The sequence below is a fragment of the Rubrivirga aquatilis genome (genome assembly GCF_046845665.1).
In the GTDB taxonomy this organism is placed as follows: Bacteria; Bacteroidota; Rhodothermia; order Rhodothermales; family Rubricoccaceae; genus Rubrivirga.
In genome coordinates this window covers 3,459,817-3,477,694 of record NZ_CP177355.1, presented here as the reverse complement: position 1 = coordinate 3,477,694, position 17,878 = coordinate 3,459,817, and the positions used below count along the sequence as shown (strand labels likewise).

The following is a 17,878-nucleotide window of genomic DNA, read 5'->3' as shown; positions in this document are numbered from 1 at the left end:
ACGACGCCAACGCAGGCCCTCCCTACGACGTCCCCTCTCCCTTCGGGAGAGGGACAGGGTGAGGGTGCCGCCCGACCGCGAGCCCACCCGTGCGCCAGCCTCACCCTGCTCGCGGCCCTGCTGGCGGTCGCCGGGTGCGCCGCGCCGCCCGTTCCCGCCGAGCCCGCCTACTTGGCCGTCCCCACGACGGCCGCCGAGCCCGGCCCGACGACGGGCACCATCGCCTTCGAGGACTCCGTCCACGCGCTCGCCGTCTTCGTCCGCTTCCCCGACGACACCGGCGACGCGGCCGAGTGGCCGATCCGCCCAGACGGCGCTGCCGAGCGCGTGCCGGAGTGGGGAGAGACGCTGTTGGTGGAGGACGCCGTCGCCGTCGGGCGACGGCCCCGCAGCGACGGGTCGCTGTCGGCCTACTTCTGGTGGCAGTCGCGGGGAGGTCCGGCCGGGCCACACGTGCTGAGCGGCGAGGTCTGGCCGCGCGCCGACGGTCGCCCAATCACGTTCGTCCCCTCCAAACCCTCAACCGGCTACCGGGGCGGGACCGCCAGCGGCTACGGCTGGCTCGTCGCCGAGCTGTTCGAGGCGCTCGTCGCCGATCCCGCGTTCGACATCACGCGGTTCGACGCCAACCGCGATGGAGAGCTGGATCACTTGATGCTGATCGTTCGCCGCGACCCCGGCGTCCGTGGGATGGGCGGGGTCGCGAATCTGTCGGGCGTCGACAGCCGGGCGGCGCGGACATACGGGCGTCCGGCGGCGGCGCTCGCGTTCCAACGCGGCGAGACCACGATCACCGTCGACCTGGGGACGCGCGGGTCGGGCGCCATCAGCTGGGTCGGTGGGGAGTACTCGCTCGGCACGCTGGCGCACGAATACGGGCACATCCTGTTCGACATCGGCCATACCCCGATGATCACGCCGCCCGCGTTCCGGTCGGCGGTCAGCAACGACGTGCCGGCGGTCGTGCCTGAGGGGCCGGGCGCGTTCGCGTGCCAGTACAACCGGATGTGTGGCGGCGGCGCCAGCAACGGCGTGCCCTACGAGTCGTCGACGTACGACGGCACGACAACGTTGGGCGGCTACGAGCTGCGGCGACAGGGCTGGGCGAATCGCATCGTCCTCGACGCTGGGCGCGACACGTCTGGCGTCCGGCTCCGCTCGCTCTATGGAACCGGCGATGTCGCGCTCGTTGGGCTCGCGGAGGGCTCCGGGGCCGACACCCTCAGCCTGGAAGTCCGCCGCCGCGACAACCCGTTCGACGCCCGCGCGCCGCTCGACCTCAGCGACCCGTACTACGGCTTGGTCTACCGCGACCTGCCCACCGAAGGCCTGCTGGCGACGCTCACCTGGGGCGCGCCGACGGGCCCGTGGGGCCAGTATCTCTACGACTGGATGCCCCCGTCCAACGCGCTCGCGCGGTCCGGCAGCCGGTGCGACGGGACCTCGCCGGGCTGCACGTCGCCGTACGACGCTTGGGCCGGCGACATGTGGGGCCCGGGCGCCAGTCAGATCACGCCGTGGACGCGCCCCAACGTCAGCGGCTACACGCTCTACCCGCAAGGCACAGCGCCCAACTGGTTCGGCATCACGCAGATCCGCGACCACGCCGACGGGGCCATGTCGTTCGACGTCGTCGCCGACGTGCGCCGCCAGCCGGTCGTCGAGATCACGGTCGACTCGTGGATGGGGGCCGAGACCTCCGGGACCACGTTCCGCCAGCCGGTCCGGGTCGCCAGCGGGGCCACGCTCAGGGTGTGGGAGGGCGCGGCGGTGACGTTCGCGGGCGGGCTCGACGTTGCGCCAGGCGGGCGGTTCATCTGTGCCCCCGGGGCGACCTGCGGGCGGTAGGCTAGGTCGTCGGTCGACCGCCGCATTCTGATCACCGACACCGACAACCTTACGCGACCGGCTCGCGCAAATACTCCAGCGTCCCCGCCTCGGCGTCGAGGCGCGCGTGCAGGCCGATGGGCAGCGTGTACACCGGCGAGACGTGACCGATGGGTGCGCCGAGGACCGACGGGCACTCGTACTGGGCGAGGTGGCGCCGGATGGTCTCCTCTGCCGTCCACGCGCTCCCGCCGGAGCCGCACGACGAGCACTGCCCGAACGCGATGCCCGCCGGGTCCCGGAGCGCTCCTGCCAGCTGGAGCTGCACCAGCATCCGGTCGATCCGGTAGGCGTCCTCGCCGACCTCCTCGAAAAAGACGATGTGGTCGTCGAAGTCGGGCAGGAAGCCCGTCCCCGCGAGTGCCGAGAGCACGGTCAGGTTGCCGCCGACGACGGGGCCCTCTGCAACGCCCGGCCGGACCGCCTGCGTCCGGTCCCGGTTGCTCCGCGTCTCGGGCCCGATGCTGGGCGGCTCGCCCTCGACGAGCGTGCGGACGAAGCTCTCGGACGTGAGCCCCTGCCACGTCGAGACGCCGACGGGGCCGTGGAACGTGACCAGCCCGGTCCGGGCGTAGATGGCGACCAGCAGCGCCGTGATGTCGGAGTAGCCGACGATGGGCTTGGGGTGGGCCGCGATGGCGTCGTAGTCGAGGAGCGGCAGGATGCGCGCACAGCCCCACCCACCGCGGATCCCGACGACGGCGTCGACCTCGGGGTTGGTCACCATCGCCATGAAGTCGCGGGCACGAGCGGCGTCGGTGCCGGCCAGGAAGCCGTTCCGGCTCAGCACGGCGTTGCCCACGCGGACGCGGAAGCCCAACCCTTCGAGCGCGGCGACCGATTCGTCGAGCTGGTCGGGCCCCCGGAGCACGCCCGCAGGCGCGACGAGCCCGACGACCCCGCCCTCGGGCAGCCGGGGCGGCACGATGACCGGCCGCTCGTCGGCGATCCGCTGGATCCGGCCCGCGCGGGGCGCGGCCATCACCTCGGGGGCCTCGGTGGGCAACGCGGCGACGGGCGGGGCGGGCGACCCGGGCACCGGCGGCGTGGGCCGAGCACCGATCCCGACGCTCCACGGCCCGAGCCCGGTGCCGCACCCGGCCAGCGGCGCGCCGACGGCGACCAGGCCGAGCGCGCGCAGGACGTCGCGGCGAGAGCGAGAGCGGGGCATCGGGGGGACGCGCGTGGGGAGTGGCGAAACGTACGGCAGGGGAGAGGGCGGCTGTCGCCGCTGGCGCCTCGAGACCGCGGCGAACGGGAGAGCTGGGCGCGAACGGTGTGGCCGGGCGCTGGTGCCAGCACCCAGCTCCGGGCGCTCCCCCTGCCCGCTACCTTGCCGTGGTCTCCCCCCGACGCCCGTGTCTCGCATCATCCACGCCGGCGATACGCCCGCCAAGCGCCGCCGCGCCCACACCCGCGCCGCCGCAGAGTCCATCCGCCGGCTCGCCGAACGGCCCAGCCTGGCGACCGCCACCTTCGACGCCGAGGCGCGCGACCTCGTCGCCTACCTCGCCTTCCACCTGCGCGGCATCGGCGAGACCATCGAGGCCGCCGCCCAGTCGTGGGACGACCGCAACTACTGGCGCAAGTCCGAGAAGCTGCGCGCCGACTACCGCTGGGCCCCGCAGGCGGCCGAGCGGATCGAGGCGCTGGCCGTCGCCGACGACTGGGAGCCCGTCGTCCAGGAGTTGCTGGCGCTCATCCCCCGGTTCGCGGACGTGACGATCGCCAAGATGACGCGGGACGCCGACCACTGGGTCGGGGCGTACCGCGCGCTCGTCCGACGCCACGCGCCGTGAGCGCGCTCCGCACCCGGACCGAGGGTGGCCGGACGCTCGTCCACGACCCGGTGCGCCGCCGCTGGGTGGCGCTCACACCCGAGGAGGGCGTCCGCCAGCACCTGCTCACCGATCTGCTGGCGCTGGGCTACCCCGTCGGTTTGCTCGCTGTCGAAAAGGGGCTCGTGTACGCGGGCTCGTCGTGGCGCGCCGATGTGGTGGCGTACGGCCGCGACCAGCGCCCGGCCCTGCTGGCGGAGTGCAAGGCGCCCGGCGTGCCCATCGACCAGTCGACCTTCGACCAGCTCGCCCGCTACAACGCCGTGCTCGACGCGCCGACGCTCGTGGTCGACAACGGCGCGGCGCGGTACTGCTGCGTCCGGGGCGACACGGGCTGGCGGTTCGTCGACGCGATCCCGAGGTTCGGGGTGGACGCGTAGGGTCAGCGCTCGCCCCGCTCGCGCCAGAACTCGGCCACGCCGTCCCGGAACAGCGTCGCCCCGCCCTGCGACGGGTGCCGTACGTAGACCGGCTCGGCGCCGACGGCCGCCAGCGCGCCCTCGGCCTTGCGCCCGACCGCCAGCACGGCCTCCGGCGCCAGCACCCCGATCACGTCCGCCAGCAGCCCGTGCCAGCGGCGCACTTCGCGGACGCCCGGCGTGCGGATCGTCAGCGGCTCGTCCGCGCGGTGTGGGTGGAAGGGGACCGCGTTCCATGTCCAGAACCGGCCCCAGTGAGGGAGCATCGCGTCCCAGTAGATCCCACCGCTCATCTCGCGCACCGGCTCGCCGGACTGCGCGAACCGTGCCGACGACGGCCGCCCTTCGACCGGGAAGTCGGGGTCGAGCAACTGGCGCTCGTTCGTGAACGGGATCCCCGAGAACCGGCAGCCCCACGGGCCGGGTGCCTCGGCGACGACGAGCACGTCGGGCCGCCCACCTGGCGCGGCGCAGGCGACGGCCTCGACCGCCGCCTCCAGATTCGCCCGTCGCCTCGCGGTTGCGCCCGGCGCATCGTGCGCGTCGGTGTCGAGGTACGGGTTGAACAGCCGGTCGCCCGCGGGCTCGTCGTAGAGCTGAGCACGGAAGAGATCGGTGAGCGGCTGGCGCCAGTCGGACATGCGGGGAGGGGAGAGGCGGGGCCGACAACCTCGGGCAGCGCGCGTGCGGCGAGGCTGAATTCCCTTGCCCCTTGCTCTCAATTCCCGAATCGCGCGTTCACCACCTGGTTGTAGATCGACCCGAAGGAGTACGAGATGCCCGCCGAGGCGAAAAAGTTGAAGCCGGTCGGCAGCTCCTGGTCGCCGGTCAGGATCTCGCCGTCGTCGGCGCGCTGTGCCGGGAGGTTGATCTGGTCGCGGACGAAGGAGTAGTTGCCATTGAGCCGGAGGTTGAGGCCGCGGAACAGCCGGAGGTCGACGCCACCACCGATGGACAGGTTGTACTTGTCCGGCCGTGAGAGGTACTGCGAGGCCTCGCTGAAGATGTCGACGGAGCCCCACGACTGCGCGAACTCGGCGGCTGCGACGAGCGAGTGGATCGGCAACACTGACGAGGTCTCGAGGAAGATGGTCGTGTCCTGATACGCCACGGCCTCGACCCCGGCGGCGTACAGGAACCGGAGTTGGCGCTGGGTCGACTCGGCGTACGGGTACACGTTGTACTCGACGGCCGGGCCCCCCTGAAAGCGCACGTCGTAGTTCGAGAACGTGGAGCGCGACAGGTCGGCCTTGCCGCCGGCCGACCAGTGGTCGGTGATGGCGGCGACGGCCGACGAGTTGAGCCCGTAGTTGGCGTTGTCGCTCACAAACGTGCTGCCGTCGCTGAGCTCGAACTCGCTGCGGTTGTAGCTGATGCGCGGACGGATCGACACCTTGAGCGCCTCCGTCACGCGCCGGGCCTGGAACGAGCCGTTGACGTTGTAGAAAAGCGACTGCGACTGGCCGTTCGAGAACCCGTTGCCGTTGACGCGGAAGACCCAGCTGTTCCAAGGGTCGACGACCTCCTCGGCCTCGGCCTCCTCGACCGCCGGGGCGGCATACGCGACCGTCAGGCGGTCCGCCAGCCCGGTCCGCGAGGCGTAGCCGGCGAGCCCGACCGCGAGCCGGCTCAGCAGCGTCCGACGCTGGTCGTCGTCGGAGGCGGCGGGGGGCGAGGTGGCGACGAGCGTGTCGCGGCGGCCCGCCAGCCGGGGCGAGCGGCCCTCGAACAGCAGGGTGTACCGGTCGCCGCCGCCGCCGGTGTTTTCGCGCACCACGAGCACGTACACGGCCGCGTCGGCAGGGTCGCGGACGAAGCGGGCGAAGCCAATCTCGGTCTGGAAAAAGTCGGTGTCGCAGCCGGGGACGTAGCCGGGGCAGTCGACGAACGTGGTGAGCCGGTCCTGGGCGACGGCGGTAGACGAGAGGAGCAGGGCCAGCAGGGCGAGCGGAACGAGGCGCATCGGGCGATCGAGTGGGGGAGCGTTGGAGTTTAGACACACTGCGGCGGGCAGGGTCGCTCTCCGAGTGATCGAACGGTGGCAACTCCTCTGCAGCGATGCGTGCCAATCGGCATCGCGGGCGATGCCGCCCGGGAAGTGAAAGCGCTTTCTCGCCCGCCGCACGTTCCGACCCCTCCCGCTTGCGATCTTGTCGCCCCGCCCCTCCCTGACGATGGACTTTACCCGAATCGGCGTGTTCACCTCCGGTGGCGACGCCCCCGGCATGAACGCCTGCATCCGGGCGGCCGTCCGCCGCGCCATCGCCGAGGGCCTGGAGGTCGTCGGCATCAAGCGCGGCTACGCCGGGATGATCGAGGGCGACCTGGTCGAGATGGACCGGCAGTCGGTCTCGAACATCCTGCAGCACGGCGGCACCATCCTGAAGAGCGCCCGCAGTGAGGCCTTCATGACGCCCGAGGGCCGCGCCATCGCCGCACGCCAGCTTGCCCTCGCCGGCGTCGACGCGCTCGTCGCCATCGGTGGCGACGGCACGCTGCAGGGCGCCACACTCCTCGCCAACGAGCACGGCATCGCCGTCGTGGGCTGCCCCGGCACCATCGACAACGACTTGTTCGGCACCGACGAGACGATCGGGTTCGACACGGCGCTGAACACGGCGCTGGAGTCGATCGACAAGATTCGCGACACGGCCGACGCCCACGACCGGCTGTTCCTGGTCGAGGTGATGGGCCGCGACACCGGGTTCATCGCGCTCGCGTGCGGCATCGGCGGGGGCGCCGAGCTGGTCCTGATCCCCGAGATGCTGACCGACGTGGGCGCCATCAAGGAGCGGATCCTGTCGCTGATGACCTCGCAGAGCCGGTCGAGCATCGTCGTCGTCGCCGAGGGCGACGAACTGGGCGGCGCGCACATGATCCGCCAGGCGCTCGCGGAGGACCCGGCGTTCGACAAGATCGACACGCGGGTGTCGGTGCTGGGCCACATCCAGCGTGGTGGCTCGCCGACGGCGCGCGATCGCGTGCTGGCGTCGCGCTTGGGCGCGGCAGCCGTCGAGGCGCTCGTCGAGGGCCACGCCGGCGTGATGGTCGGGATCGTCAACAACGACCTCAAGCTGACCCCGATGCGGAACGTCTGGAGCCGCAAAAAGGACATCGACTACGACCTCCTGCAGCTGACGGCGCTGCTGAGCTGAGCGTGGGTCGGCGATGCTGGATGCACGTGATCGGTTCTGAAGCCCGCCGAGGCTCCACGTGTCGTCATCCCAGAGGTCGCTTCGGAAAAGCACCTCAACCCTGCAGCGTCATCCCGAACGGAGGTGAGGGATCTCAGCACGACCCGGAAGCCCGTCCTTCCGCTCGTCGCATGCTGGAGGGCCACGCTGAGATCCCTCGCAAGCTCGGGATGACGCTGATGGGGCCGTCTCGTTGAGGAAAGGGGCGCACGGCCGAACCCGCCCTAGGCCGCACTCTCCTCAAATACGCCGCCCCACCACTCGTTTTCGGCGGCCTCGTCGCGGAGCTTGCGGCCGGCCTCGGAGAGCTGAGCGACCACGCGGTCGCGCTCGGTCGCCAGCAGGCCCGAGAGCACGAGCGTGCCGCCGGCCGACAGGCGGAGCAGGTCCGCCCGCATGGGCTCCATGATGGAGCGGATGACGTTGCAGACGACGAGGTCGAACCCGGCCTCCGTCACGACCTCGACCGATCCCTCGCGGACCTCGAACCGGTCGCCGACGCCATTCCGATCGGCGTTCTCGCGCCCGTTCGTCACGCTCCACGGGTCCACGTCGACGCCCACGGCGCTGGCGGCGCCGAGCCGAAGCGCGGCGATCGCGAGCACGCCCGTCCCGGTGCCCACGTCGAGCACGGTGTCGTCGGGCGTGACGGCGTCCGCGAGCAGGCGCAGGCAGATCCGCGTCGTCTCGTGGTAGCCGGTGCCGAACGCCATCTTAGGGTCGATGCGGAGCACGACGGCGTCAGAGTCGGGCACGTCGGTCCACGTCGGGGCGACGACGAAGGGGCCCGCGGTGACGGGCTCCAGACTGGCTTCCCACGTCGCGTTCCAGTCCTGGTCGGCGATGGTCTCGACGACCACGGCGCCGGCGGCCAGCCCGTAGGCGTCGGCGAGCCCGTGGACGGCCTCGGTCGTGGGCCCGTCCCAGCGCGGGGCAGGCGCGTAGGCGACCAAGTCGTCGGGCGTGTCCTCGAAGGCGTCGAACCCGAGGTCGGCCAGGGCGGCGACGAGCGGCTCGCGGACGTCGTCGGGAGCGGCGAGGGAGAGGCGGATGGTGTCGGGCATCCGGGCCTACGCCGCGCGGCGCGCGCGGTGCCGGTAAGGGCGCGAGCGGGCGGGCGCCTGCGAGGCGTGCGCCGAGCTCACGACCGCGGTACGGCTTGCGCCAGCGGGCTCATCGCAGGCGAAAGGTCACGGGGACCACGAAGCGGACCTTGACCGGCTCGCCGTCTTGCTGGCCTGGCGCGAAGCGGCTTGCGCGGACCGCCGCGACGGCCGCCTCGGCAAGCCGGGAGTCGGGGTCGCCGAGGGCGACCGGGTCCACGACGCGCCCGTACTCGTCGACGATCAGCTGAACGGAGACCACCCCCTCGACGCCGTCGCGGCGGGCGGACTCTGGGTAGACGGCCCGCTCGGAGAGGGCCGCCGCGCCGCCTACCAACACGGGCGGGACGTCGGCGCTCGCGAGCACGCCCTCGGGAAGCGGGCGCGGGGGCGCTGGCGGGGCGGGCGGGGGCGCGTCGTCGCCGACCGTGCCGGGCGTCGGCTCGCGGTAGACGCGGGCGCCCCACAGGATGCGGCTGTCCGGCCCGAAGTCGCCGAACGAGCGGCTCCCGTCGGACTGGTAGCGCAGGTCGTAGGTGCCCGGCTCCAACCGGACCACGCCGATGTACTGGCGGTGGAAGTCGCTCCCGCCGGCGGCTTGCGTGTTGGCGCGCGTCATCTCCCAGACGACGGGCCCGTCGGCCCGGTTGATCTGGGCGTAGTCGTAGCGCGTCGACGACGAGATCTCGCCGGCCGCGAAGACGCGGACCGGGCCCGAACGACGGATGGTGAAGCGCTGGGCGCGGTCTACACCGTTACCGACCGAGTCGATGGCGGCGAGCAGCAAGTGGCTGGCGGGGAAGACGAGGTCCGGCGCGTCGCCGGTGTCGTCGTCGTCGTTGGAGCCCGCCGTTGGGGCGGTCGTGCTGACGACGCCGAGCCCCGCGATGTCGAGGCCGGGGTCGAGCGCGTAGAGCGCGGCGCCCCACAGGCCGTCGTCCGGCTCGCCGCCGTTGTTGTAGCCACTCACGCAGTCGTGCGAGCCGTCGGTGACGTAGCGGAGACGGTATTCGCCGGGCGCCAGCGACAGCGCTTCGACCGCGAGCCGGTTTTTGTCGGACCCACCCGCGTCGGAGAGGGGGGCGTCCTCCTGCTCCCACACGTCGTCCCAGTCGCCGTCGTCATCGCGGCGGTCGAGCGTGGCGTAGTCGTAGGCAGTGCCCGAGGTGATCTCGCCGACGGCGACGACCAGCAGGTCGGCCTCGGCCGCAAGCGTGAAGGTGGCCGTGGCCTCACTGTCCGGCCCGACGCACGCGAAGCGGGCGACGATGGGGAGGTCTACGTCGCTGGCGTCGAGCGGCCCGACGACGCCGGTGCCAGCCGTCACGCGCAGGCCCCAGTTCGAGGGGAACCACGGCGGGTTGGCCGTCCAGTCGTCGTAGGCGTGAGAGCGGTCGGTCTCGAAAGCGACCCGGTAGAGGCCCGGCGCCAGCGAGACGGAGTCGGTGATCACGCGGTTTTTGAGCGAGCCCCCGGCCCAGACGCCCGTCCCGCGCGAGGTCCAGACGGTGTCGCGGTTGCCCAGGCGCACGATCGAGCCGAGGTCGGCCACGACGCCGTCGGTGATCTCGGTCACGGCGCGGACGCCGATGCGAGCGGTCTCGCGGACGTGGAGGAGCCCCTCGGGATGCTTGCGGTCGCGCACGGCGAGCCCGTCCCAGAGCACGCCGGCCGGCGCGTCGAGGTCGTCGGGCGAGCGGTCGATCTCGGCGTCGCCGACGGCGGACACGAGGAACCGCCAGCGGCCAGCGTCGCCGACCCAGGTGCGCCCGCCCCGGCTCAGGAACTCGCGGACGCGGTCGCCCAGCGACTCGCCCCGGGGCTCGGCGCGGACGAGCGGATCGCCAAATGAGGTGAAGTAGGCCGAGTACGTGCCCGGGCCGAGCGTGATCGTGTCGCGGACGGCCACGAGCGTGCCGCGCTCCGGGCGCGGCGCCCGCATCTGCCAGGCGACGGTCTCGTCGTCGTGCCGCACGATCCAGCCATACGCCGCCAGCGTGGTGTCCGAGGCCGGGGTGCCGGCCTCCTCGAACGAGCCCGCTACGTCGATCGCTAACCGGGCCGGGGCGTCCACGCGAAAGGTCTCCGACTCGAGGTCGTCGGCGTCCAGGCCCGTCATCCCGACGATGGCGCCGGAGGGCCCCGTGGTCAGCTGGACGACTGCAAACACAGCGACGCCGAGGAAGCCGACCAGGAGCAGACGGGAGAGGAAGGTGCGCACGGAGGAGGGGGGGAGACGGAGGCGCTACGGGGGCGGGGCGCCGGGGTTGCCCGGCGGCGAGCGGGCCCCGATATATTCGCAACCCCGCGCCGCGCGTGCCGAACACCGTCGCCTGCCCCCTGCCGCTCTGACGACGACCGCCCCCGCTCGACGCGCCCTGCGCCTGCCCGCCCCGACCCCGGGGCGTCGGGCGGCGCTCGTGGCGTGCGCCGTCGCCGCGCTGGCCGTCGTAGCCGGCGTCAAGGGCGCCGCCCTTGCCGAGGGCGCCGCGCTCGGCCGGCTCGCGGGCACCGTGCTCGACGTGGTCGCGCTGGCGGCCGGCGTCGGTCTCTACGTCGCTGTGGTGGGCGAGCGGCGCGGCGCGCTCCGAGCCTTCGCGGTGCCCCTCGCCCTCGCGATCGCCGTGCTCGGGCTGGGGCTGGCCGTCGGCGGGCTGCACGACGGCATGATCGACCCCAAGACGCGGCTTCCGGTGCGCTCGGCGACGGCGGTCTGGGCGGCGATACTCGGCGCGGCCGAGGCCGGGCTGGCGGCCGTCGTGCTGGCGTCGCTGCGGCCGCTCGCCCTCCACCGAGGGCGCCGGGCGACCGTCGCCCTGTGGCGCGTCTTCGGGGTGCTGGTGATCGTCGCTGCCCTCGCCGTCGCCGGCCGGCCCCTGACGGCCTACGCCCCGACGGTGATGGCCGTCCTCGCCTCGGCCGCGCTGTTTGCCGGGACCGCCCTCGCGCTCCGCCAGCGGTGGACGGCCGACCTCACGCCCGAGAGCCGCGTCGCGGCGGCGGCCCTCGCGCTGTCGCTGGCGGCCGTGCTCGGGGGCATTATCTACGTCCAGATCGAGGGGCCCCTCGTGCTGCTCGTGGGCGACGGGACGGGCCGCGTCGGCTCGGTCCCCTACAGCCACGCCCTCAGCCGGTCCCTCGCGGACGCCGTCCTGGGCGTACTCGTCGTCGGGACGCTCTACGGGTTGGCGTCGGGGCTGACGCTGCTGTTTGGGGTCACCGGCGATCTGCAGGACGAGCGGGCGGGCGAGCGCCGCGCGCTGCGGTCGCTGGTGGACCTGTCGGGCCGGCTGCTGGACCGGACCTCGCTCGCGGCGGCCGTCGCGGCGGGCCCCGTGGAGGCCGGGCTGGGGGACGCGGCCTGGGTGGCGCTCACTGACCCCGGCCAGGGCCAGATCCGCCCCGCCCTCGTGGCCGCCTCGGGGATCGAACTCGACGCCGCGCGCGCGGCCGCCGACGTCGAGGCCCTGTTCCGGGCCGCCGCCGAGTCCGACGGGCCGCTCGTGTTGGCGCACGCCGAGGCCGACCACCGCGTCCGCGCCCGGCCAGGCGATGGGATCGGGAGCCTGGTGGCCCTGTCGCTCGGTGGGCTCGCCCAGCCCGGCGCCGCCACCCGTGGCGTGCTGCTCGTCTCGCGCGCCCGCCCGGACGCGTTCGAGCCCGACGAGCTCGCGGCCCTCGACACGTTCGCCAGCCAGGCCGGCTTGTCGCTCTCGCACGCCGACTTGTTCAGCGACGCCCTGGAGCGCGAGCGGCTCGCCCGCGAGCTGACGCTGGCGCGCGAGGTGCAGCAGCGCCTGCTCCCCCAGTCGCTCCCCGAGATCGACGGGCTGCAGCTGGCCGCCGCCGAGCGGCCCGCCCGCGAGGTCGGCGGCGACTACTACGACGCCGTCCGCTTGGGCGAGCACTGCGTCGGCGTGCTGATCGCCGACGTGTCGGGCAAGGGCACGCCGGCCGCGTTCTACGCCGCCGAGCTGAAAGGCATCTTTCAAGCGGCCAGCCGTCTCACGCGCGCCCCGGGCGAGCTGCTGGCCGGCGCGAACGACGCGCTGTCGCCGTCGCTCGGGCGCGGCGTGTTCACCAGCGCCAGCTACGCCGTCGTCGACGCCGAGGCGGGGACGCTGACGCTGGCGCGCGCCGGCCACACGCCCGCCGTCTTGGTCCGCGACCTCGGCCGCGCCGACGGCGGCCGCTGGCTCTTGCGGGGCGACGGACTCGCCATCGGGCTCGACCGCACCGGCCACGTGTTCCGCCAGACCCTGCGCGAGCAGACCGTCCACCTCGCCGCCGGCGACACGCTCGTCCTCTACACCGACGGGCTCACCGAGGCGCGCGACGCCGTCGGCGAGGAGTACGGCTACGATCGCCTGTGTGACTTCGTCGCCACCCACGCCCACGTCGGCGCGCTCGACCTCCGGGACCTCTTGCTCGCCGAGCACCGGGCGTGGTCCGGCTCCGACGACCCCGGCGACGACATGACGTTCGTCGTGCTCCGCTGGACCGGGCGCGGTGGCGACGCGCCAGACATCGTCCCCGGGGACGGCCCGCCACTCACCGAACGCCCCGCCTTCGCCCGCGACGGATCCGTCGCCGCGCCGGCCTCCTGATCCCCACGCGGCACCCCTCCCGCCTCCCCCTCTCTCCGATGAGTCACTTTTCCGTCTCGTTCGACCGCCTGGCCGAGGCCGCCGACGGGCCCGTCCGCGTGCTTGAACTCCATGGCGAGCTCGACGCGCACACGGCGCCCGACTTCGAGGCCGCCCTCGACGCCTGCCTGGCGGGCGGCGACGCCCGGCTCGTCGCCGACGGGTCCGGCCTGGACTACGTCTCGTCGGCCGGCCTCGGGGTGTTCATGGCCTATGTCGAGCCGGCGCGGTCCGGTGGAGGCGACCTCAAGATCGCGGCGCTGTCGGAAAAGGTCTTCGAGGTGTTCGACCTCCTCGGCTTCCCGACCGTCTTCGACATGCACACGACGGTGATCGAGGCCGTCGAGGCTTTTTAGGGTGGCCGCCGCCGCCCCCACCATGCGCGTCCGCGCCGACACCGCCGAGCTCGCTCGGGTGCGCCGCCGTGTGGCCGCGTGGGCCGAGGCCGCCGGGCTGAGCGGCGCCGTCGCCCGCCGGCTCCAACTCGCCGTCGACGAGACGGTCGCCAACGCCATCGAGCACGGGTTGGCGCCCGGCGCTCGCCAGCTGACCGTCGCCGGGGCGCCAGGGCGAGGTCGCCTGGCCGTAACCGTTCGCTACCGGGGCCCGGCGTTCGACCCGACCACGGAGGGGCCGCGCTCGGCCGAGCCCGCCGTCCGCACTCGGGCCCCACACGGCTACGGCCTGCACCTGATGCGCTCGCTCGTCGACCGGGTCGACTACCGCCGCGACGGCGGGGTCAACGAGGTCCGTCTGACCGTCGCCCGATGAGGATCTGCGCCATCGACGTGGGTACGAACACCGTGATGAGCGTCGTCGCGGACGTGGCCGACGGCGCGCTCACGGTCGTCGCCGACGAGGAGCGGTTCGCCCGGCTCGGCCAGGGCGTCGACGCGAGCGGGCGGCTGGCGCCCGAGGCCATGGACCGCGTCGTCGACCGGCTGGCGGGCGCGCAGGCGACGGCCCAGCGGCTCGGCGCCGAGCGCATCGTGATCGGCGCCACCAGCGCCAGCCGCGACGCGGGGAACGTCGGCGACTTGCAGCGCCGCGTCCGGGACGAACTGGGCCTGGACTACCGCGTGATCTCGGGCGAGCAGGAGGCCGAGGCCACCTTCCTGGGCGCGCTCGCGCTGCTCCCCGGTTTGGACGCCGCGCTCGTCGTCGACATCGGCGGCGGCTCGACCGAGTGCGCCCTCGGGACTCGCGCCGCAGGCGTGGCGGCCCGACAGAGCGTCGACGTGGGCAGCGTCCGCCTCACCGAGCGCCATTTTTCGACTCGGCCCCCCGCGCCGACGTCGGTCGCGGCGGCCATCGCGGATGCCGACGCGGCGTACCGGGCGGTCGGGTTCGAGCGCGGCGCGGTCCCGCTTGTGGCGACCGGCAGCGTGGGCCGGCTCATGGCCCGGCTGGCGGGGACGCCCGAGGCGGTTTCGGCCTCCGCCGTCATCGAGTGGCGGGACCGCCTGCTGGCGCTGACGCCCGCCGACGCGCTCGCGATCGCCCCGGACGTGCTGAAGGGGCGAGAGGACGTGGCCGCCGCGGCGCTGCTCTGCCTCTCGGCCGCGCTCGCCCGCTTCGGCGCCGACGCATACGTCCCGACGACCGGCGGCGTCCGCCACGGGCTGGCGCTGGCGGCGGTGACGCCGTAACCACACGTCCGCAAGCGGCTGGGCTTGCGCTAACACGCCGGCACCCTCACCCTGTCCCTTTCCCGAGGGGAGAGGGGACGTCGTAGGCAGGGCTTGAGCCAACCTTGCTCGCGGGACCGCCAGCGTCCCAGACCCGTCCTCCCCTCCCTGACGGGAGAGGCCGGAGGAGGGCGACTGGAACGGCCCTCGCTCTGCCCGGTCAACCCCCACCTGGCCTCCCCCGTTTGGGGGAGGAGGCTATTCCGGAGTCGAGTAGGCCAGATTGGGTAGCCCTCACTGATCTGGCCTCGTCTTCACCCGCTCCTCCCTCGAAGAGGCCGCGAAGCTCGCGCCCGGGGGAACGGGTTTGGCCGCTGGCACCGTCTCTTGCGTGCACGACACCCCCGCCGCACCATGGCCGACTCGCCCGCCGCCCGCCCGAACGCCCCCGCTAGCCTGGCCGGGGTGACCAACTTCGTCGCCGTCGCGTCGGGCAAGGGCGGCGTGGGCAAGAGCACCGTCGCCGCCAACCTCGCGTGTGCCCTCGCGGCGACCGGCGCCAAGGTCGGGCTGATGGACGCCGACGTGTACGGGCCGAGCGTCCCGCTGATGTTCGGCGTCCCGGCCGGCGAGAAGCCCCAGGTCAACGAGCAGCGCCACATCGTGCCGCTGGAGCGGTTCGGCGTCAAGCTGCTGTCGATGGGATTTTTGGTCGACGACGCGAACGCCGTCATCTGGCGCGGGCCGATGGTGTCGAGCGCCGTCCGCCAGTTTTTGGGCCAGGCCGCCTGGGGCGAGCTCGACTACCTGATCCTCGACCTGCCGCCCGGGACGGGCGACATCCAGCTGACGCTCGTCCAGACCGTCCCGATCACCGGCGCCGTCGTCGTGTCGACGCCGCAGGACGTGGCGCTGGCGGACGCCCGGAAGGCGGTCAAGATGTTCGAGAACGTCCACGTGCCGGTCCTCGGGGTCGTCGAGAACATGGCCTACTTCACGCCGCCGGACCTGCCGGACCGCAAGTACTACCTCTTCGGCGAGGGCGGCGCGCAGCGGCTCGCGGCCGAGCTCGACGTGCCCGTCCTGGCGATGGTGCCCATCGAGCAGGCCACGCGCGAGGCCGGCGACAACGGCACGCCGGTCGTGCTCGCCGAGCCCGAGACCGTCACCGCCGCCGCCTTCCGCGAGCTGGCGACAAACGTCGCCTCGGAGGTCACGCGCCGCAACGCGGACGCGCCGCCGACGCAGCCCATCGAGATCCTCTACAAGTGATGCTCGACGCCGTCCGCCGCCTCTTCCGCACCTCGCCGCCCGACGCCGCCCTCGCCGGCCGGCCGTGCGCGGCGCCCCCGATCCCTCCCGCCGCCCGTCGTACCTTCGGGCTCACCCCTCCGGACATGGCCGTCGCTTCGCCCACCGACCCCGCGCTCCGCCAGCGCATCGAGGACACCCTCGACTCGATCCGGCCGTACCTCATGGCCGACGGCGGCAGCGTGCGCCTGCAAGACGTGACCGACGAGTTTGTCGTCGAGCTCGAATTGCTGGGTGCCTGCGGCACTTGCCCGATGAGCATGATGACGCTTCGCGCCGGGATCGAGCAGGCCATCCGCCGTGCCGTCCCCGAGGTCACCCGCGTCGAGGCCGTCGCCCCGTCCGCCGCCTAGCCCACGGACGCGGCACGCACCGCACCCGAGACCCGATGGACCTTGCCACACCGGGCGCTGCCGACGAGCGCCAGGCCGAACCGCGTCGGCTGCACCACATCACGCGGATCGACATCGACCCGTCGCCGGAGCACCCGCGCCGCCACGCCACGCACGGCTGGCAGGTGCGCGCCCGACGCGACGGCCAGCGCCTGTCGAAGTTCTTCGCCGACGCCAAGCACGAGGGCCGCGAGGACGCCCTCGAGGCGGCCATCGCCTACCGCGACCGCCTACTGGCGTCGCTCCCCGAAGAGCCGCAGAAGCCACGCAAGGCGTGGAGCAACACGGGCGTCGTCGGGCTGTCGGTCCGCGAGAAGACGACGACCGGCGTCGCCAAGCTCTACGTCCAGCTCAACTGGGTCGACGCGGCGGGCAAGCGGAAGGCCGGCTCGTTCTCGGTCGAGAAGTGGGGGATCCGGCGCGCGCTGTGGAACGGCTGCCTCAAGCTCTACCGCGAGCGCCAGACGGCCGGCTACCCCGTCGAGGAGCCGCATGTGATGTTCGCCCGCGCTCAGACGCCCTTCCAGGATCTGGTCGACGCCGAGATCGCGGCCGAGCAGGCCGGGGCGTCGCTGGCCACGCCGGTCGCGGAGACCCCGGTGGCGGACGTCGCCACCCCCGTCGAGCGCGCCCGCCGCGAGCGGTCGGAGCGCAACCGCGAGACGTTCGAGAGCAAGGAGGCCGCGATGGCGCGCCACGACGACAAGATGCGCAAGCTCGAAGACGTGCTCTTCGGGTAAGGGCGGGCCAGCGCGCTCCGTGACCCCCGCTTTCGCGCTGGCGTCTCGCTCAAGGCGCAAGCGCTCCCGACCCGCCGTCATTCCCGCAAACGCGGGAGTCCAGAGTGCGGAGCCATCATTACAAGCCAGCTCCAACCTCCCAACGTTGTCCGCGAGCGGGCCAGGCAGCTTGCAGGCAAGTGCCACTACCCTGGATCGGCTGGCGCCTTCCCTTGCGGGGGCCCGCCTGCGCGGGAATGACGGCAGGGGAGGGGTTCGAGCGGCACCACCACCATGCCTTGCGAGGGGCATCCGTCCGCGCCGCATTCTAGAGTTGGCGAGCGCCTTCGCTGGCTGGCGCCAGCCGCACTGGTGGTACGCGGCGCACCCGCCAGCGCAAGCCCGGGTTTTGAGGATGCGGTGGGGATCCCGAGAAGGGGTACCAGCGTCACGGCTCACGCGTACCTTAGAACCAATCCAGACAAGCCCCCGCCGGTGAGCCCCGACTTCGACCACGCCGCCCCCGTCACCTCGTTCCCCGCTGGGCGAACGGTCCGGCTGTGCTTTATGGGCCTGGACGACGCGACGTGCGCCCGCTTGCGTGAGCTGGGCGTCCGCGAGGGCTGCGACGCGTGTGTGATGGCGACCGGCGACAAGTGCGTGCTCGGACTCGGCGCCGCCCGCGTCGCGCTCCGCCGCGAAGTGGCTGCGGGGCTCTTCGCGACCGACGCCCGGTAGTCT

The 17,878-nt window shown here is 73.2% G+C and carries 17 protein-coding genes; 12 read left to right on the top strand and 5 right to left on the bottom strand.

Features of this window, described 5'->3' with window-relative positions; all coding sequences use genetic code 11:
* The first annotated feature begins 171 nt into the window (after positions 1 to 171).
* Positions 172 to 1,848: a hypothetical protein gene (locus ACLII4_RS15380; RefSeq protein ID WP_412068283.1), complete on the top strand. Its 1,677-nt coding sequence runs from the start codon at positions 172 to 174 to the stop codon at positions 1,846 to 1,848.
* A gap of 49 nt (positions 1,849 to 1,897) precedes the next feature.
* Here ACLII4_RS15380 and ACLII4_RS15375 read toward each other — a convergent pair whose 3' ends face one another.
* Entirely contained in the window at positions 1,898 to 3,058 is a 1,161-nt protein-coding gene (locus ACLII4_RS15375; RefSeq protein ID WP_412068282.1) for a S66 peptidase family protein, read from the bottom strand.
* 187 nt (positions 3,059 to 3,245) lie between these two features.
* Here ACLII4_RS15375 and ACLII4_RS15370 point away from each other — a divergent pair, with 187 nt between their 5' ends.
* On the top strand, positions 3,246 to 3,686 hold the full coding sequence (locus ACLII4_RS15370; RefSeq protein ID WP_412068281.1) for a hypothetical protein: 441 nt from the start codon (positions 3,246 to 3,248) through the stop codon (positions 3,684 to 3,686).
* Positions 3,683 to 4,105, top strand: coding sequence for a type I restriction enzyme HsdR N-terminal domain-containing protein (locus ACLII4_RS15365; protein ID WP_412068280.1), 423 nt, complete (start codon positions 3,683 to 3,685; stop codon positions 4,103 to 4,105). The genes ACLII4_RS15370 and ACLII4_RS15365 overlap by 4 nt, the downstream gene beginning before the upstream one ends.
* 2 nt (positions 4,106 to 4,107) lie before the next feature.
* Here the strand turns inward: ACLII4_RS15365 and ACLII4_RS15360 are convergent, their stop codons facing one another.
* Both ACLII4_RS15360 and ACLII4_RS15355 read right to left on the bottom strand, forming a co-directional pair.
* Positions 4,108 to 4,785, bottom strand: coding sequence for a uracil-DNA glycosylase (locus tag ACLII4_RS15360; protein ID WP_412068279.1), 678 nt, complete (start codon positions 4,783 to 4,785; stop codon positions 4,108 to 4,110).
* A gap of 77 nt (positions 4,786 to 4,862) precedes the next feature.
* The gene (locus ACLII4_RS15355; RefSeq protein WP_412068278.1) at positions 4,863 to 6,107 is read right to left on the bottom strand and encodes a hypothetical protein; all 1,245 of its coding nucleotides are present in this window, start codon (positions 6,105 to 6,107) and stop codon (positions 4,863 to 4,865) included.
* A gap of 211 nt (positions 6,108 to 6,318) precedes the next feature.
* Here ACLII4_RS15355 and pfkA point away from each other — a divergent pair, with 211 nt between their 5' ends.
* Positions 6,319 to 7,299, top strand: coding sequence for a 6-phosphofructokinase (gene pfkA / locus ACLII4_RS15350; RefSeq protein WP_412068277.1), 981 nt, complete (start codon positions 6,319 to 6,321; stop codon positions 7,297 to 7,299).
* Positions 7,300 to 7,562: 263 nt separating this feature from the next.
* Here pfkA and prmA read toward each other — a convergent pair whose 3' ends face one another.
* Positions 7,563 to 8,402, bottom strand: coding sequence for a 50S ribosomal protein L11 methyltransferase (prmA, locus tag ACLII4_RS15345; protein ID WP_412068276.1), 840 nt, complete (start codon positions 8,400 to 8,402; stop codon positions 7,563 to 7,565).
* A 109-nt stretch (positions 8,403 to 8,511) separates the two neighbouring features.
* On the bottom strand, positions 8,512 to 10,662 hold the full coding sequence (locus ACLII4_RS15340) for an energy transducer TonB (protein WP_412068275.1): 2,151 nt from the start codon (positions 10,660 to 10,662) through the stop codon (positions 8,512 to 8,514).
* A gap of 199 nt (positions 10,663 to 10,861) precedes the next feature.
* Between ACLII4_RS15340 and ACLII4_RS15335 the strand changes: the two genes are divergently transcribed.
* From ACLII4_RS15335 to ACLII4_RS15300, 8 genes are all read left to right on the top strand, one after another.
* On the top strand, positions 10,862 to 13,048 hold the full coding sequence (locus ACLII4_RS15335; protein WP_412068274.1) for a PP2C family protein-serine/threonine phosphatase: 2,187 nt from the start codon (positions 10,862 to 10,864) through the stop codon (positions 13,046 to 13,048).
* A 38-nt stretch (positions 13,049 to 13,086) separates the two neighbouring features.
* Positions 13,087 to 13,443: an STAS domain-containing protein gene (locus tag ACLII4_RS15330; RefSeq protein WP_412068273.1), complete on the top strand. Its 357-nt coding sequence runs from the start codon at positions 13,087 to 13,089 to the stop codon at positions 13,441 to 13,443.
* A 1-nt stretch (position 13,444) separates the two neighbouring features.
* A complete protein-coding gene (locus ACLII4_RS15325) occupies positions 13,445 to 13,858 on the top strand; it encodes an ATP-binding protein (protein WP_412068272.1) in 414 nt (137 codons plus the stop codon).
* A complete protein-coding gene (locus ACLII4_RS15320) occupies positions 13,855 to 14,736 on the top strand; it encodes an exopolyphosphatase (protein ID WP_412068271.1) in 882 nt (293 codons plus the stop codon). The genes ACLII4_RS15325 and ACLII4_RS15320 overlap by 4 nt, the downstream gene beginning before the upstream one ends.
* Positions 14,737 to 15,129: 393 nt before the next feature.
* Positions 15,130 to 15,987 carry an Mrp/NBP35 family ATP-binding protein gene (locus tag ACLII4_RS15315; RefSeq protein ID WP_412068270.1) on the top strand — a complete coding sequence of 286 codons (858 nt, stop codon included), beginning with the start codon at positions 15,130 to 15,132 and terminating at the stop codon, positions 15,985 to 15,987.
* Positions 15,988 to 16,112: 125 nt separating this feature from the next.
* The gene (locus ACLII4_RS15310; RefSeq protein WP_412060374.1) at positions 16,113 to 16,379 is read left to right on the top strand and encodes a NifU family protein; all 267 of its coding nucleotides are present in this window, start codon (positions 16,113 to 16,115) and stop codon (positions 16,377 to 16,379) included.
* Between the two features lie 35 nt (positions 16,380 to 16,414).
* Positions 16,415 to 17,158 carry a hypothetical protein gene (locus ACLII4_RS15305; RefSeq protein ID WP_412068269.1) on the top strand — a complete coding sequence of 248 codons (744 nt, stop codon included), beginning with the start codon at positions 16,415 to 16,417 and terminating at the stop codon, positions 17,156 to 17,158.
* A 474-nt stretch (positions 17,159 to 17,632) separates the two neighbouring features.
* Positions 17,633 to 17,875 (top strand): FeoA family protein, encoded by a 243-nt coding sequence (locus ACLII4_RS15300; protein WP_412068268.1) that lies wholly within the window; start codon positions 17,633 to 17,635, stop codon positions 17,873 to 17,875.
* Positions 17,876 to 17,878 lie beyond the last annotated feature (3 nt).

Coding starts and splice junctions, on each gene's coding strand:
- ACLII4_RS15355 (WP_412068278.1), bottom strand. CDS start 6,107: ATGCGCCTCGTTCCGCTCGCCCTGCTGGCCCTGCTCCTCTCGTCTACC.
- ACLII4_RS15310 (WP_412060374.1), top strand. CDS start 16,113: ATGGCCGTCGCTTCGCCCACCGACCCCGCGCTCCGCCAGCGCATCGAG.
- ACLII4_RS15315 (WP_412068270.1), top strand. CDS start 15,130: ATGGCCGACTCGCCCGCCGCCCGCCCGAACGCCCCCGCTAGCCTGGCC.
- ACLII4_RS15360 (WP_412068279.1), bottom strand. CDS start 4,785: ATGTCCGACTGGCGCCAGCCGCTCACCGATCTCTTCCGTGCTCAGCTC.
- ACLII4_RS15320 (WP_412068271.1), top strand. CDS start 13,855: ATGAGGATCTGCGCCATCGACGTGGGTACGAACACCGTGATGAGCGTC.
- pfkA (WP_412068277.1), top strand. CDS start 6,319: ATGGACTTTACCCGAATCGGCGTGTTCACCTCCGGTGGCGACGCCCCC.
- ACLII4_RS15375 (WP_412068282.1), bottom strand. CDS start 3,058: ATGCCCCGCTCTCGCTCTCGCCGCGACGTCCTGCGCGCGCTCGGCCTG.
- prmA (WP_412068276.1), bottom strand. CDS start 8,402: ATGCCCGACACCATCCGCCTCTCCCTCGCCGCTCCCGACGACGTCCGC.
- ACLII4_RS15305 (WP_412068269.1), top strand. CDS start 16,415: ATGGACCTTGCCACACCGGGCGCTGCCGACGAGCGCCAGGCCGAACCG.
- ACLII4_RS15330 (WP_412068273.1), top strand. CDS start 13,087: ATGAGTCACTTTTCCGTCTCGTTCGACCGCCTGGCCGAGGCCGCCGAC.